We start from the raw sequence: 14,386 nt of genomic DNA, 5'->3' as shown, positions 1-14,386 counted from the left end.
CCAGCGCCAGCGTTACGCTGCCGTCGTGACATTCATGGCTTGGGGAGACGGCGATTTTCCCCTGCGGATGAGGCGAATTGACTTCGGCCAAGTGTGGATGCTTCGCCGACGAGCCGAAACGCAACTGGCGCATACGATCGGATGGAGAACGGGCTGTCGCTACGCGACTTCTTCTGAGCCCAACGCGAGCATGCCCTGCCCCGAATGAAGTAAGTGACGGGGCCATGCAGCTTCTGCGTCATTCAAACGGCTGTAGCGCCTCGGCCGCCGCAGCGCCGTTCCAGCCGGCTCATGCTGTCCACGGTGACGCGGCGGTTGTTCTCGATCCGAATCACGCCGTCCATTCTCAGGCTGGTCAGCTGACGGCTCACGGTCTCGTTTGTGATTCCAAGGAAATCAGAAATGTCGGCACGCGTCATCGGCAGCTCGAAGCACGTCGAGCTAGCCGTCGGGTCAACATTGGAGTCGATGTTCCGGGCAATCATGAGGAGAAAGCTCGCCACCTTCTCTGGTGCGGTCTTGCGCCCCAGAGTCACCATCCATTCGCGTGCCTCGTCAAGTTCGTTCAGCGCCTGCTTGAGCAGGCGATGCACAAATTCGGGTGACTGCTTCATCATCCGTTCGATGGCCGCTCTGGGAAACGAGCATAGCGAGACAGCTGTTGCCGCTTCGGCATTGATCGCACTTTTCATCTTGAAGGGCCGACCCAGAAAATCCGGGGCGAACTGCAGGCCGACAATCTGTTGGCGTCCATCTGACAGGCTCTTCGTGAGCTTCACCACGCCTGAAAGCACGTTCGAATAACAGTCGACCGCCTCGGCGTCGCCGATCAGTTCGACCCCCGGCTCGATATTGTGCCGCGACGACGTCTTGGCGAGGTAAGCCAAATGGTCTGGCTCTAGCGCGCCACAGACACCGCGGCGCCGTGCCTCGCAAGACAGGCAAAGAACGGGGATGCCTGAACTGTGAATATCCTGCCGTAATGTCATTCGATCGCTCTACCGGTCCGTGCGGGCAGGATAGCATCCACGGTAGAAAAATCCTTGCGGCAGTTTGTCCGTGCTGAAGGTTGATCGAAATCAGGGCTTAGGCTCATCCAAGCATCCACAGTTCGGGCGACGCAAACACGGTGGACCACGACATGCGACAAAAGCTAGTTGCCAGATTTGGCGAGAACGTCCCGCGCTATACGAGCTACCCGACCGCGCCCCATTTCCATCCAGGCGTTGATGCTGCCGTTTGTCGTGGCTGGCTGCAAGCGCTCGGCGGTGGTGACGAGATCTCGCTCTATCTGCACATCCCTTACTGCGACAAGCTTTGCTGGTTCTGTGCCTGCCATACCAAGCAGACACGCCATTACGAACCGGTGACCACATATCTGCGCTCACTGCATGCCGAGATCGCCACCGTCGCCAGTCTTGTCGCAGGCAAGGGTCGCGTCCGTGCCGTCCATTTCGGTGGCGGTTCGCCGACCATGCTCAAACCCGAAGATATGGTGGCGCTGGGAACCGCCCTGCGCAACAGCTTCGGCTTTCTTCCCGGCGCCACGATCAGCGTTGAAATCGAACCCAACGATATGGATGAAGCCCGCCTCGATGCGCTTGCCGAAATCGGCATGACTCGTGCGAGCCTCGGCGTCCAGGACTTCGATCCGAAGGTTCAGAAGGCAATCAACCGCGAGCAGAGCTTTTTGCAGACCAAAGCGGTAGTTCACGGTGTTCGTTCGCGCGGCGTCGAATCCGTCAATCTAGACCTGCTCTACGGCCTGCCGCACCAGACCAGGGCGAGCGTTTCCTCAACGTTCGCGCAGGCACTGACCCTGGAGCCGGACAGGATAGCGCTTTTTGGCTACGCCCATGTGCCGTGGTTCAAGAAACATCAGACGATGATAGACGAGGCATGGCTGCCCGGTCCCGCGGAGAGATTTGCTCAATCGCAACTGGCGGCGCGGGCGATCGTGGACCAGGGGTACGAAGCAATCGGCCTCGACCATTTCGCCAAACCCGGCGATGCCCTGGCCCTTGCCGCCCGCGCCGGAACACTGCACCGCAACTTTCAGGGTTACACCGACGATTGCTGCGAAACCTTGATTGGGTTAGGCCCATCGTCCATCAGCCAGTTTCGGCAGGGCTATGCGCAGAACATGCCTTCGACCAGCGAATATCGATGCACGGTTGATGACGGCGGGCTGGCCGCTGTTCGGGGTATCGCATTTTCCAACGACGACCGCGTTCGCGGCTGGATCATCGAACGTTTGATGTGCGACTTCGCCTTCTCGGCCATCGATCTGGTGGAACGCTTCGGCGAGGCCGGCCAGAGGCTCCTCCTTCAGTCAAGTTCCATGGCCCTCCACGATCCGGTTCGATTGCTTGAACTTGATGGCGACAGATTCGTTGTGCCGGCTGAAAGTCGCCCTTTCGTCCGAAGCATCGCGGCCAGGTTCGACAAATATTTCGAAGCTGGAACGGCCAGGCACTCGGCGGCAGTCTGAGCACTCAGAGGAACGGTCATGCCTCTCAGTCGATCATGGACCGCGGTACGTTTGTTGATCGGCAACCGTCTATCGAGACAAGATTCGGAGCGGACCAGACGCGTCTTGGCGCAGCGACGATATCGTCCGCTCGAGCCCTGCCTGTCGGATCATGGTTGTCGGCGACAGCTCCCTTCGACCTGAACCACCCGTTCACCCGAATTCTGCCGGCGCAGTTCCAGTGGAAAGGGCCTGGGCTAGACGGCTCTCTTGTTACCCCAGAGCACAACGTGCAGCTGCGGTAGCACGCGGGCCTCGAACCATCGGTCGCGGGTCACGCTGTCAACCAGCCACTCCATGCGCTTCAATATTCCGTCAAGGTCGACAGGCGCGTCATCATTTGTGGGGTGTGGCGGCGTGTGATTGCCAGGCTGCAGATAGATCGGAAGTTGCGGAAATTGCGCAGCGGCGTCTTTCGCGTAGGTGTAGTCCCTTTCGTCGAAAACAATGAGCTTGAGCACGACTTGGGGCTTGCCTTGTGCCGCCTGGAGGCACGCCTCGACAGCGGCCCAATCTGTCGTCATTTGGCTTGACGGCGGCTTTGGGCTGAGGATCAGCACGTCAAGCTGCGCAAACCAGTCCCTGGCAAGCGACCCTTGGGTTTCCAGCGCAAAACGGTAACCGTCACCATGGCCCCGGTCGATGAGCGCGCCGAGCGGCTGGATGGCCGGATTGCCGCCTGATAGCGACACCATCAGCGGGCGGCCACCGGAAAGGGCAAGCACATTTTTCCACACCGCGCCAACGGACATCATCTCCCATTCATGGCGGAATTGATTGTCCACAGCATGGAGGCTGTCGCACCAGGAACAGCGATAGTCACACCCGCCGGTTCTGACGAAGATCGTCGGCAAACCTATGAGCACGCCCTCGCCCTGGATCGTCGGCCCGAAAATCTCGCTAACGCGGATTGCGGGATGAGTATTCGTCATGGCCGGTATTCCGCCCAGGTTTTCGGCGTTTCGCTCACCCGCACGGCCGCGGTTTCGCTCAGGCGTGCCTTGCACCAGTCGTAGAAATGTCTGGCCAGATATTCCGCCGTGACTTGCTCGTGTCCCAGCACGTCGTTGAGATGCCGGTGGTCGAAGCTCTCGTCGATGTAGCGTTTGAATGGCGCCAAGTCGTGGTAGTCGCGCACGAAGCCGTGATCGTCCAGTCCATCCGCTGAAAGCTCCACTTCGACGATGTAGTTATGTCCGTGCAGGCGCGCGCATTGGTGATCGGGTGGCAATGAGGTGAGCTGATGCGAGGCTGAGAAGTGGAATTCCTTGGTGATGCGGAACATTACGCGGTGGTCCTTCGCAGCGCTCCGAGCCAGAAGTCGGAGTCCTCATACTCCGTTGGGTCCGGGTGCCCAGCGATGTGAAACGCCTCACGCCGCTCGACGCAGGTCCCGCACCTCCCGCAATGACGTTCGGCGCCCTTGTAACAGGACCAGGTCTGCGCAAACGGCGTGCCGTATGTGGCTCCATCCGTAACAATGTCCGCCTTCGCCAGGTTCACATAGGGTGCATAAAGGCGAATCTGCGCGTAGCCGTCGAGCGCGTGGTCCTGCATCATCTGGAAAGCGTCGATGAAGGCCGGACGGCAATCGGGATAGACAACGTGATCCCCACCATGCACGGCCGTCGCCACTGCGTCAGCGTCTTGCGCTGCGGCGAGGCCGAAGGCAATGGCCAACATGATGGCGTTCCGGTTGGGCACCACGGTTATCTTCATCGTGTCTTCGGCATAGTGCCCGTCGGGCACGTCCACATTGTCGGTCAGCGCGGAGCCGGAAAGGCCGCCGCCGATCTCGTGGATATCGATGATTCGCTGCGGGACACTCAGGCGCTCCGCGCAAAGGGTGGCGAAGCCCAATTCCTTCCTATGCCGTTGGCCGTAATCGAACGATAGCAGGCCGGTAAGCTGGTGCTCCGCTGCCACCTTGTGGGCAAGAGTAACGGAATCCAATCCGCCGGAGCAGACGACGAGAGTCTTCATCGTTGGGTCCTTGTTTTAACCGGGTAGGCTGCGACCGGAGATTTCTCTGCGCTCAAGTACTTCAGGAAAACCATTTTGTGAAGTGAACGGAGACCAATTCGTGCGCTTGCGTGCGATGCGCAAAAAGCCTTCGCGGTGAGCTGCAAGGACACGGACGAGACGTCACCCTTGAGCGGAATGCTCAGAGTCGAACGCTTCTCGGGGACAAAGTTCTCGACGAGCAGAGCCTGGCGGTCCCGAGCGCCGAGCGACGCCGGTGCAACGGTTTCGGGGTACAAAGCCGAGATGGGCTTGCCGCAAACAGCTCACTAATCAGGGATGTTCAGCGATGCCGAAATCCAGATATCGGGATGGATTATGAGGTCAATTGTCGCGACAGCTTGGCTGGCCTGCTCCTTGCGTTTCGTAGAAGCAGCGCATTCCACTTCAGGAGCATTTTGATGAGCACGCCCTCAATGGATGACCGGCGAACCCTGAATAACCGGTCGTGAGCCGACATCTGTGAACAAGCGGTGTGGTCGATTGCAATCACCCATGTCTTGCGCACAGGTACCTCATGGCAGTGGATGAACTGAACTTGATGGTTTTACAGATGGCAGTCGAAAGCGTCCGCTCGCTCTCGTTGAGCTTCGCTGAAAAAGCCGCCGAGATAGCCACCAGGAGCCGCGGCAGCCTGCTTTTCGACGTTCGGATCGACGGTGACGCGCAGGTCCAGCGGGTCGCAGCCATCCGATATCACGGCGGCCAATTCGGCGTGCTGGCGTTAGACGGACACGGCCTAGTTACCCACTATTGCATCGTTAACGGTATGTTCTCACATTACATTGCGGCCTTGGAGAGCTGGCACAGGATGCCCCTGTCGATGCAGGCCAAGATGGATGCCAACGGCAATGCCCGTCTTTTCGTAGCGGCGTTGCGGGATGCCGGACATATGCTGGGCACCTAGCATATGGCCAGAGTGCATCTCTGAATTTGCATGTGCATCACTGCGATGGCGCCGGCATGATCGTGATGCTCGAAAAGGGCTGCGGCGGCCGTGGCAAAGCGGTCGCCGCGATGATGGTGTCAACGGCGTTGCATCGATGCGAGCGTTTAGACAGAGGTCTCCTCCTGGCATCGCGCGCATGCAAGGAGCTACGCAAGCGCAAATGTATCAAGTATTTTGAAGCGACGACCCCTCATGCATATGGAGCTGCGATGCACGGGCGGCATAAGCCTCGTTGCCATCTAGCCGCCTTGATGCACGGCGATGAGCTTTCGGCGGCCTGCATCGGCGATCTGGCCGCCCTGTGCATTTTGACAAGCCTCGTCGGGTGCCGGCGATGATCCGTCGTGATGGCAGGCGGGGGTTTACAGGTTGCGGTCGGCGGGTTCGTTTCGGGCGCCTGCGCCCATCGTTATGTCGCGAGTTGGGGGATGCGATCGAGGACGATGCGCAGGATGCGCTGGTCGGGGCACGATGTCGGCAGGTGCAGGCGGATTTGCGATTTCATCTCGACCACCCGCGCAGCGATTTTGATGAGGCGCAATCGCAGCGTGTCGAATTGGGCGACGGCAAAGCTCGAGCGCCTCGGCATCGCGGCCCGCAAGCCCCACATCAACCAGTAAGCACCGGCATGCAGGAATAGCCGGAACTGGTTGGCCGTCGCTCTGGTGCAGGATGTGCGGTCGGCGGCAAGATGCGTCTTCCACGATGTGGTTCTCGGCCGCGCCGCGCCGGCAGTAGACATCCTCGTAGAGCGCCTTGGCCTTCCCACCGGCAAGGTTGGTGACGACGAAGCGGATATCGCCACCGTGGGCGCCGACCTCGACCCGCGCGATGATGCGCTCGACGCGGCTCCAACTAGCGGCGCCGTCAACGAACTCCTTGAACCTGCGGACCTTGCCTGTCTTGGCCGACGCTTCGAAGCGCGCCGTCGTGCTGGCATCCAGATCCGCGACATGCTTGCGCAGGGTCGTGGTGGGCGCGAGGCCAAAGATGAAGTCGACGTCGTTGGGGCGGCACCAGTCGATGACCTGCGGGTTGCAATAATGGCTATCGCCGCGGAGCAGGATACGAATGTTCGGCCAGTTGATCCGGATCGCCCGCACCAGACGGCGCAGGTGGGGGCGGATCTCAGCCCCACTCGGCCGCTTGGCCGGTCGCAGGATCGCGCTGACGAACCGTCCCGCACCATCGAACACGACGATCGGCTGGAAGCCGTACTCGTCATGGTGGGCATTGAACAGGCGAAGCTGTTGGCCTCCGTGCACAGCGTCGAAGGTGTCGAGAGCGCGGCGCAGCCGGTTGGCGTCGTTGCCGTCCTCGTAGCCGGCGGCGATCATCTTCATGCGAAAGCCGATCATGTCCGCCAGGCTGTGGACGACCTGGTCCGGGCAGCGCGGATCGTCGATGCAACGCGCCAGACGCTCGGCCATCCGCAACCGCTTTTCCACCTCGGCCAAGGCCAGAACGCCGCTGTTGGACGACAGCATGCCGCCGTCGAAACGGGCGACGACGGACTTGCCGCCGACTGATGACAAACCGCTCAGCGGCAGCGCAAGATCGTTCATGGTGGGTGTGGTCTCGGGAAATGGTTCGGATCGGCTTAAGCAACCAAATCCTACGTCATTTCAACGGGCTTGCGCCACATCCACCAACCCCCATGAATTTGGCTAGGTTGATGCGGCGTGCCGCCGCCGTGAGGCTGCGCTCGCTAAGCAGCGCGTCGAGAACGACGAGAAGATTCAGATCGAGCCCTTTGAAACGCATGTCTTAGCTATCCATAGCGTGGATGAATTTGATTGAAACAAAGGATTTTACCAATTTTCCGGAATGTCGCATGGACCTGGCAGGATCTCAAGTGCGCCGATCACTGCCCCTATCGCGTGGCGAGTCCCTTGAGAAGAGCCCGAAAGAGGAAATCTGTCGCGTGCGGTGGAGATTGTACTGGAAATGAGAGGCAGCGCTCCGATCATGTCGAACTCTCCGACGAATGGCGGACCGGTACAATAGTTGATCGCAACTGGTCCGGAGCTATGAAACATCTCGATTACATATGAGGTGCCGAGTGAATACGCTGACAGCACCCACCGTCGCAGCGTTTAGCTGACGCTTGACGACGGTTCCTATCCATTTACACGCAGATTCTTGATGTGCTGGCGCAAAAGCGGGAGGCCGGCGACTTTTCTTCGTCATCGGGCTGACGCCGCAGAAGCCGGAACTCGTCCGGTTCCTATGGGCATTGGGCTTGGTCGGCGCACAGGGCTCCATGAGGGGCAATTTTGGCAACGCGACGCGATTCGGGTTTTGAACGACGCCGAAAACGCAAGCTGGAAAGGAACAAGATGGCAGATCAACTCGCCAACGAAATAATCGCCATGATCAAGAAGCGCGCCGCGTCGGAGGGCGGCATAGCGCCTGCCACAGGCGGCGAGATAACGGCTGCCACGAGACTGACTTCGCTCGGTATCGATTCACTGGGATTGGCGGACGTTCTCTGGGACCTGGAGCAGGCCTACGGCATCGAGATCGAGATGAATACGGCCGAGGCATGGTCGGATCTCCAGAATGTTGGGGACATGGTGGAAGCCGTGCGCAGCTTGCTCGCTACGGGGGTGTGAATGGACAGGCGCGTCGTGATTACTGGGATTGGCGGGATTTGCGGGCTTGGGACCAACACCGCCGCCATTTGGACAGAGATGCGAGAAGGCCGCTCCGCCATCGGCCCAATCGTCAACTCCGAGCTCCATGAAGTGAGGGTCAGGATTGGTGCCGAGATCAAAGCGCTGCCGGAGCATGACATCGACCGCAAGCAACTCATCTCCATGGACCGCTTCAGCCTGCTCGCTGTTCTTGCGGCGCGCGAAGCCATGCGTCAGGCCGGACTTTCCTCCAAAGAGGGAAATAGCTATCGCTTCGGTGCGACGGTGGGCGTTGGCGGCTGCGGGTGGGATGCGATCGAGCAAACCTACCGCGCCATCCTGCTGGGCGGTAAGCGTGCCGCTCTCTTGACTGTACCCAAGGCGATGCCGGGTGCCGCTGCCGGCCAGGTCAGCATGAGTCTCGGCCTGCGCGGGCCGGTCTTCGGCGTCACGTCCGCCTGTTCCTCGGCAAACCATGCGATTGCCTGCGCGGTGGACCAGATCAGGCACGGCCGGGCCGACGTGATGCTTGCCGGCGGCAGCGAAGCGCCGCTCGTATGGGGTGTGCTGAAGGCATGGGAAGCGATCCGCGTGCTTTCGCCCGATGCTTGCCGGCCATTCTCGGCCGATCGCCAGGGCCTATCGCTTGGTGAAGGCGCCGGCATGGCGGTGCTGGAAAGCTACGAGCATGCCCTGGCTCGGGGCGCCACCATCCTTGCCGAAATTGCCGGTGCCGGCCTTTCCGCCGATGCGTCCGACATCGTCGCGCCGACTGTCGAGGGGCCGGAGGCAGCAATGCGGGCCTGCCTTGCCGATGCCAGGCTGGACGCCGAGGATGTCGACTATCTCAACGCGCACGGCACCGGCACAAAGGCCAACGACCAGATCGAGACGGCGGCGATCAAGCGCGTCTTCGGTCAGCACGCCTTCTCAATGTCCATTTCTTCTACCAAGTCCATGCACGCGCATTGCCTCGGCGCGTCCGGCGCGCTCGAGTTGATCGCCTGCGTGATGGCTATCCGCGAGAGCGTCGTGCCGCCGACTGCCAATTATCGTGAGCTGGACCCCGATTGCGATCTCGACGTCACGCCCAATGTGGCACGCGAGCGCAAGGTGCGCGTGGCACTGAGCAACTCCTTCGCCTTTGGCGGCACGAACGCGGTTCTGGCGTTCAGGCAGGTGTAGAGGCCATGAGAGATGCCTCCGGCAACATTATCTCTCGCATCCAGATGCTTGCCAGATAACTATTGTGAAGGGCGGGTCATTGACCGCCTCGGCGAATGCGGGAAGTGGCAGCGGAAGCTCGACGATCCGGGGGTATCGTCTTTGCGAAATTCTTAACTGTTGAAGCGGCTTGGACGTACCGCCGCCCCGTAAAAGGTAAGCGAGGCCCTGCGGGCTCGGCTTGAGGGTCTGAAGCTGTACACGATAATGTCTGGAAGCCGCAGGGTCGGCTCTGCGCCCGTTATAGCCGCCTGAGTGCTGCCGGCCCGGCCGCGCCGCGGGCGCCGTCAACGAGCTCCTTGAACCTGCGGACCTTGCCTGTCTTGGCCGACGCTTCCAAGCGTGCCGTCGTGCTGGCATCCAGATCCGCGACATGCTTGCGCAGGGTCGTGGTGGGCGCGAGGCCAAAGATGAAGTCGACGTCGTTGGCGCGGCACCAGTCGATGACCTGCGGGTTGCAATAATGGCTATCGCCGCGGAGCAGGATTCGAATGTTCGGCCAGTTGATCCGGATCGCCCGCACCAGACGGCGCAGGTGGGGGCGGATCTCAGCCCCACTCGGCCGCTTGGCCGGTCGCAGGATCGCGCTGACGAACCGTCCCGCACCATCGAACACGACGACCGGCTGGAAGCCGTACTCGTCATGGTGGGCATTGAACAGGCGAAGCTGTTGGCCTCCGTGCACAGCGTCGAAGGTGTCGTCAATGTCGGGTACGATCCGCTTCGGCACCTGCCGGAACGAGGCGCATAGAGATCGACCATCGCCCGTCCCATCGACCAACTCCCGCACGCCGGGTAGGTTCTCCAGCCGGCACAGCGTCGATTGCGACGCCAGATCCCGACCCGACGGCAGCGCATCCTGGGCCATCTTGAAGACCGGATCGCGGCGCAGCCGGTTGGCGTCGTTGCCGTCCTCGTAGCCCGCGGCGATCATCTTCATGCGAAAGCCGATCATGTCCGCCAGGCTGTGGACGACCTGGTCCGGGCAGCGCGGATCGTCGATGCAACGCGCCAGACGCTCGGCCACCCGCAACCGCTTTTCCACCTCGGCCAAGGCCAGAACGCCGCTGTTGGACGACAGCATGCCGCCGTCGAAACGGGCGACGACGGACTTGCCGCCGACTGATGACAAACCGCTCAGCGGCAGCGCAACATCGTTCATGGTGGGTGTGGTCTCCGGGAAATTTCGGATCGGCTTAAGCAACCAAATCCTACGTCATTTCAAGGCTTGCGCCACATCCACCAACCCCCATGAATTTTTCAGGCTAGCAGAGAGGGTGCTTGCGGTGCACTCACCGAACGAGATCGCAAATGGACGCGCGTAACCACCAGAACTGGCGACACCCATGGTGGTCCGCTGGACCCGCAGGAGGAACCACAAGGTGTGAGCGGGCAGAGCGCAAGCGAGTGCCTACTTCGATCTTTCTAGAAGCGCGCCGGCAGCCTGGGCGGGGGGCTTGGGGGTCAGACTGCCGGCGCACGCCACTCACGAAGAGCGGCCCCTTTTCGTGGTTCGAACGCCCATAGTCAACCCGGAAACGTCAGGATGCCCGCCATGTTAATTTCAGAGCGGCGCGACTCGCCATGTTGGACGATTCAGCCCGTAGGCCGAGTTGATGCTCAAGCCAGCATCGCCTTGCCGAACTAGGAAGAGTTCGCCGTTACAATCCTTCGTCGCGAGCCGATGCCGTCGTGCACGTTTCGTAGCACTCCGGGCGGCTATATCGCTTTGTTGTTCGGCGAGCTGCGCCAGAAGGCATTCGCATCCAATCGAATCAAGGGTCGACATCAGCCGCAAGCTTCACATCACAACAGCTAGTCCACCCATTGCAGATCATCCGACTGATCAGGCGGCGTCCGAAATGTCCAACTCCGACTCAAGAATTCCCACAGGTATGGAAAGCGATTTCGCTATCCGATCCCGATAGCCCTTGCTGTACCTCAGACCTCGCTCGATGTTTTGGATTTCCTCAGCGGCCAGCCCGCACGCGACCGCCAGGTCGTCGATCGAATATCCAAGGTGCTCGCGATAAGCGCGGACGATGTGGGTTCCCTGGGACATAGCCGTCAAGACTGGTTCGGGAATGCGCGAATCCTTCATAAACATCTCCAAGAACTGGGAGCTCCCTCGGAGATTCCTCCCCGCGGCGCACACCTAGCAAATAAAAAAAATGGTCGTCCATTCGGCCGAACCGGCCTCATGCATGGGATGGGCCGCTGAACTGGCCGGGCCGGAATATGGCGGCTCACCTGCTTCTGATCAAGTATCAAGGCTACCCGTGCTGAGAGCCTGGTCGGCGTAGCGCATGCGACCTGCGATCCTTCGTGGACCATTCTCGCCGATGGCTTTCTTGAACAGCAACTCGAACTTTCGGCACGGACACTGCCAGCTTCGGCAATCTCCACCGGCGAGGCAGCGAAAGACCCGCTCGTAACCGCTACCGAGTTTCGCAATTGCAGCAAACAATGGTCATCTGGTTTGATCCGGGCTTCGGATCCAGACAAGGGGTACCGCTTTCCTGGAGGCGCATCGCCACCTGTACAGGTTCACAATCATTCGACCGTGACCGATTTTGCGAGATTGCGCGGCTGGTCTACATCCGTCCCCATGAAGAGCGCCGTGTGGTAGGCTAGAAGCTGTATCGGGAGCGAGAAGATCATTGGCGCGATAATCTCGTCGACAACCGGCAGCACGAGCGTGTGCATGGTTTCGAGTTTCGATACGGCTGCCCCTTTTTCATCGGTGATGAGGATAATCCGCCCTCCACGGGCAGCCACTTCCTGCATGTTGGAAACGGTCTTGTCGAAAAGACGGTCATGGGGCGCGATGACGATCACTGGCATGTTCTCGTCTATCAATGCGATCGGCCCGTGCTTCAATTCACCCGCTGCATAGCCCTCGGCATGGATGTAGGAAATCTCCTTGAGCTTCAGCGCACCTTCCATCGCTAGCGGGAAACTGGTGCCACGGCCGAGATACAGGACGTCACGACACTTTGACAGTTCGCGCGACAAGAACTCGATTTCCGGCTGGATGCTCTCGAGTACGTGGCCCATCACGCGCGGCAATTCGGCGAGGCTCCTGACGAGCCCCTGCAGCTCGTCTTCGGGGACGGTCCCGCGGGCTCTGGCCGCGCCGATGGCGAGTGCTGCTAGAACGGCAAGCTGGCAGGTAAAAGCCTTGGTAGAGGCGACGCCGATCTCCGGTCCGGCAAGGATCGGGAAAACCGTATCGGCCTCCCGAGCGATGGTCGATTCGCAGGCATTGACGATAGCGCCAATTTTCAGCCCACGCTCCTTGCAGTACCTCAATGACGCAAGCGTATCGGCGGTTTCGCCGGACTGCGAGATGAAAAGAGCCGCCGACTGCGGCGGCAACGGGATCTCGCGGTAACGGAATTCGGACGCAACGTCGATTTCAACCGTCAGGCGCGCATAGCGCTCGAACCAGTATTTTCCGATCAGTCCGGCGAAATAGGCGGTCCCGCAGGCAGAGATCGCCAAGCTCGGGACCTTGGCGAAATCAATGCCAGGAACCATGTCGCGACTGTCTATGATGTTAATGTAATGACGGAGAGCATGGGCGATGACCTCGGGCTGCTCGTAAATCTCCTTCTCCATGAAGTGGCGATGGTTGCCCTTGTTGGCCAGATCGGCCGCGGCCGTGGAGATATGGCGCGGACGCTCGACGGGACGGCCGTCGATATCGAAGATATGGGCGCCCGAATTGCCGACGACGGCCCAGTCGCCGTCGATGAGATAGGTAATTTCATTGGTGAAAGGAGCAAGGGCGATCGCGTCGGAGCCCAGGAACATCTCGCCGTCGCCGTGACCGATCGCGAGCGGTGGTCCGTTGCGCGCCGCCGTGATGGTCGTCGGTTCATCTTCGAAGAGGATGGCAAGCGCATAGGCGCCCTTGACGCGTTTCAGCATGGCACGCGTGGCCTCTTGCGGCCTCATGCCCTCTCGGCGGTATCTTGCCAAGAGATGCCCAACGACCTCTGTGTCGGTGTCGGTCTGGAACTCGGCGCCATCCGCCGCCAATTCGTCCTTCAGCTCGGTGAAATTCTCGATGATGCCGTTATGGACTACGGCGACACCGTCGCTAAAGTGCGGGTGCGCATTGCGTTCGGTCGAGGCCCCGTGGGTTGCCCAACGCGTGTGGCCGATGCCGACGTTGCCGCTCAGCGGCTCTTCCTTCAGTCGCGTCTCGAGATTGACGAGCTTGCCCTCGGCGCGCCGGCGGTGCAAGGCACCCTCGATGATCGTCGCAACGCCGGCGGAATCATAGCCGCGATATTCCAAACCCTTCAACGCGCCGATCAACCGATCCGACACCGGCTGTTGCCCAACGATGCCAACAATCCCGCACATGTTCGTCTCCGCATCTTTGCGGGCAGCACCAGCCCACGCGAGACGGATACCCGTCCGGCCGCTTTAAGTGGCGGCCTTGTAGTAGTAATCCATAATATTGGTAAAATTGATTGTTGTGATAACTACCATCCACCCGATGGATAGGTCGGCCGCTGTGGGGCCACGACCCAAACTTCTATTCGCGCCTGACGCTCTTATGAGGATCGCAAACTCACACCCGCGGCAGGATCACGGCCTCAGAAAGGCCGGGAGGCCTTGGACAGTGGACGGACGACGGGCCTGCGGGTAGGAGCATTGTGCCGCCGACTTGGGCATCGGCGATGGTCTGTCTTGGCGACAGCCTGAGTTCGCTTCAGGACCGTCGTCGTCTCGCGCGGCTGCCGGTGTCAGTTGACGATAACAAAATGTCCGCCGGGGGCGAGCGCCTCGCGCACGGCACGTGCCAGCCGCGGTCGGTCCGGGACGCCGTCGAAGGCGTTGGCCGTGAAGACGAAGTCGACGGGGCGTGACACCACCAGAGTAGCGAGTTCATAGCGCATAGCCGGCGACGAATTCGCAATTGGTCGCGCCGGCGCCGGTCAGCCGGCGCTGCGCGGCCTCCAGCTGGTCGGCGTAGTGCGACGACATGGCGGGCGATTGTGGCGATCGGCA

The 14,386-nt window shown here is 60.6% G+C and carries 12 protein-coding genes and 4 pseudogenes; 5 read left to right on the top strand and 11 right to left on the bottom strand.

Annotated elements, in window-relative coordinates; translation table 11 throughout:
* Positions 1-242 precede the first annotated feature (242 nt).
* On the bottom strand, positions 243-989 hold the full coding sequence (locus NKH22_RS29240; RefSeq protein WP_352562152.1) for a Crp/Fnr family transcriptional regulator: 747 nt from the start codon (positions 987-989) through the stop codon (positions 243-245).
* A gap of 152 nt (positions 990-1,141) precedes the next feature.
* On the opposite strand from NKH22_RS29240, the gene hemN reads away from it, so the two are divergent.
* Complete coding sequence (hemN, locus tag NKH22_RS29235; protein ID WP_352912127.1) at positions 1,142-2,491, top strand: oxygen-independent coproporphyrinogen III oxidase; 1,350 nt, start codon at positions 1,142-1,144, stop codon at positions 2,489-2,491.
* 236 nt (positions 2,492-2,727) lie between these two features.
* On the opposite strand, the gene queE is transcribed toward hemN, so the two are convergent.
* Genes queE through queC form a run of 3 tightly spaced genes read right to left on the bottom strand, consistent with a single transcriptional unit; the run spans position 2,728 to position 4,513 of the window.
* Positions 2,728-3,462 carry a 7-carboxy-7-deazaguanine synthase QueE gene (gene queE / locus NKH22_RS29230; RefSeq protein WP_023713158.1) on the bottom strand — a complete coding sequence of 245 codons (735 nt, stop codon included), beginning with the start codon at positions 3,460-3,462 and terminating at the stop codon, positions 2,728-2,730.
* A complete protein-coding gene (gene queD, locus NKH22_RS29225) occupies positions 3,459-3,815 on the bottom strand; it encodes a 6-carboxytetrahydropterin synthase QueD (protein ID WP_023673552.1) in 357 nt (118 codons plus the stop codon). Before queD ends, queE begins: the two co-directional genes overlap by 4 nt.
* On the bottom strand, positions 3,815-4,513 hold the full coding sequence (gene queC, locus NKH22_RS29220; protein WP_023807035.1) for a 7-cyano-7-deazaguanine synthase QueC: 699 nt from the start codon (positions 4,511-4,513) through the stop codon (positions 3,815-3,817). Before queC ends, queD begins: the two co-directional genes overlap by 1 nt.
* Before the next feature lie 556 nt (positions 4,514-5,069).
* Between queC and NKH22_RS29215 the strand changes: the two genes are divergently transcribed.
* Together NKH22_RS29215 and NKH22_RS29210 are read left to right on the top strand one after the other, a co-directional pair.
* Entirely contained in the window at positions 5,070-5,459 is a 390-nt protein-coding gene (locus tag NKH22_RS29215; protein ID WP_023747260.1) for a hypothetical protein, read from the top strand.
* A 56-nt stretch (positions 5,460-5,515) separates the two neighbouring features.
* Positions 5,516-5,839, top strand: a complete 324-nt coding sequence (locus tag NKH22_RS29210; RefSeq protein ID WP_023807036.1) for a hypothetical protein — start codon at positions 5,516-5,518, stop codon at positions 5,837-5,839.
* Between the two features lie 71 nt (positions 5,840-5,910).
* On the opposite strand, the pseudogene NKH22_RS29205 reads toward NKH22_RS29210, so the two are convergent.
* Positions 5,911-7,066: pseudogene (locus NKH22_RS29205) on the bottom strand (IS1380 family transposase).
* 97 nt (positions 7,067-7,163) lie between these two features.
* A pseudogene (locus NKH22_RS29200) lies at positions 7,164-7,265 on the bottom strand (LysR family transcriptional regulator); the annotation flags it as partial.
* 575 nt (positions 7,266-7,840) lie between these two features.
* Between NKH22_RS29200 and NKH22_RS29195 the strand changes: the two are divergent.
* Together NKH22_RS29195 and NKH22_RS29190 are read left to right on the top strand one after the other, a co-directional pair.
* Positions 7,841-8,116 (top strand): acyl carrier protein, encoded by a 276-nt coding sequence (locus tag NKH22_RS29195; protein ID WP_031206078.1) that lies wholly within the window; start codon positions 7,841-7,843, stop codon positions 8,114-8,116.
* Positions 8,117-9,322, top strand: a complete 1,206-nt coding sequence (locus NKH22_RS29190) for a beta-ketoacyl-[acyl-carrier-protein] synthase family protein (protein ID WP_352912101.1) — start codon at positions 8,117-8,119, stop codon at positions 9,320-9,322.
* On the opposite strand, the pseudogene NKH22_RS29185 reads toward NKH22_RS29190, so the two are convergent.
* The 5 genes and pseudogenes from NKH22_RS29185 to NKH22_RS29165 form a co-directional block, all read right to left on the bottom strand.
* Positions 9,309-9,473, bottom strand: a pseudogene (locus NKH22_RS29185) (LysR family transcriptional regulator); the annotation flags it as partial. The gene NKH22_RS29190 and the pseudogene NKH22_RS29185 sit on opposite strands and share 14 nt — an antisense overlap.
* A gap of 168 nt (positions 9,474-9,641) precedes the next feature.
* A pseudogene (locus NKH22_RS29180) lies at positions 9,642-10,523 on the bottom strand (IS1380 family transposase); the annotation flags it as partial.
* A gap of 684 nt (positions 10,524-11,207) precedes the next feature.
* Entirely contained in the window at positions 11,208-11,462 is a 255-nt protein-coding gene (locus tag NKH22_RS29175) for a helix-turn-helix domain-containing protein (RefSeq protein ID WP_031197535.1), read from the bottom strand.
* A 452-nt stretch (positions 11,463-11,914) separates the two neighbouring features.
* The gene (glmS, locus tag NKH22_RS29170) at positions 11,915-13,735 is read right to left on the bottom strand and encodes a glutamine--fructose-6-phosphate transaminase (isomerizing) (protein WP_023808082.1); all 1,821 of its coding nucleotides are present in this window, start codon (positions 13,733-13,735) and stop codon (positions 11,915-11,917) included.
* A gap of 386 nt (positions 13,736-14,121) precedes the next feature.
* Positions 14,122-14,250: a class I SAM-dependent methyltransferase gene (locus NKH22_RS29165; RefSeq protein ID WP_352652654.1), complete on the bottom strand. Its 129-nt coding sequence runs from the start codon at positions 14,248-14,250 to the stop codon at positions 14,122-14,124.
* Between the last annotated feature and the right edge of the window lie 136 nt (positions 14,251-14,386).

The organism is Mesorhizobium sp. M1252 (genome assembly GCF_040318265.1).
Lineage (GTDB): Bacteria > Pseudomonadota > Alphaproteobacteria > Rhizobiales > Rhizobiaceae > Mesorhizobium.
This window is presented reverse-complemented; position numbering and strand designations above follow the sequence as displayed.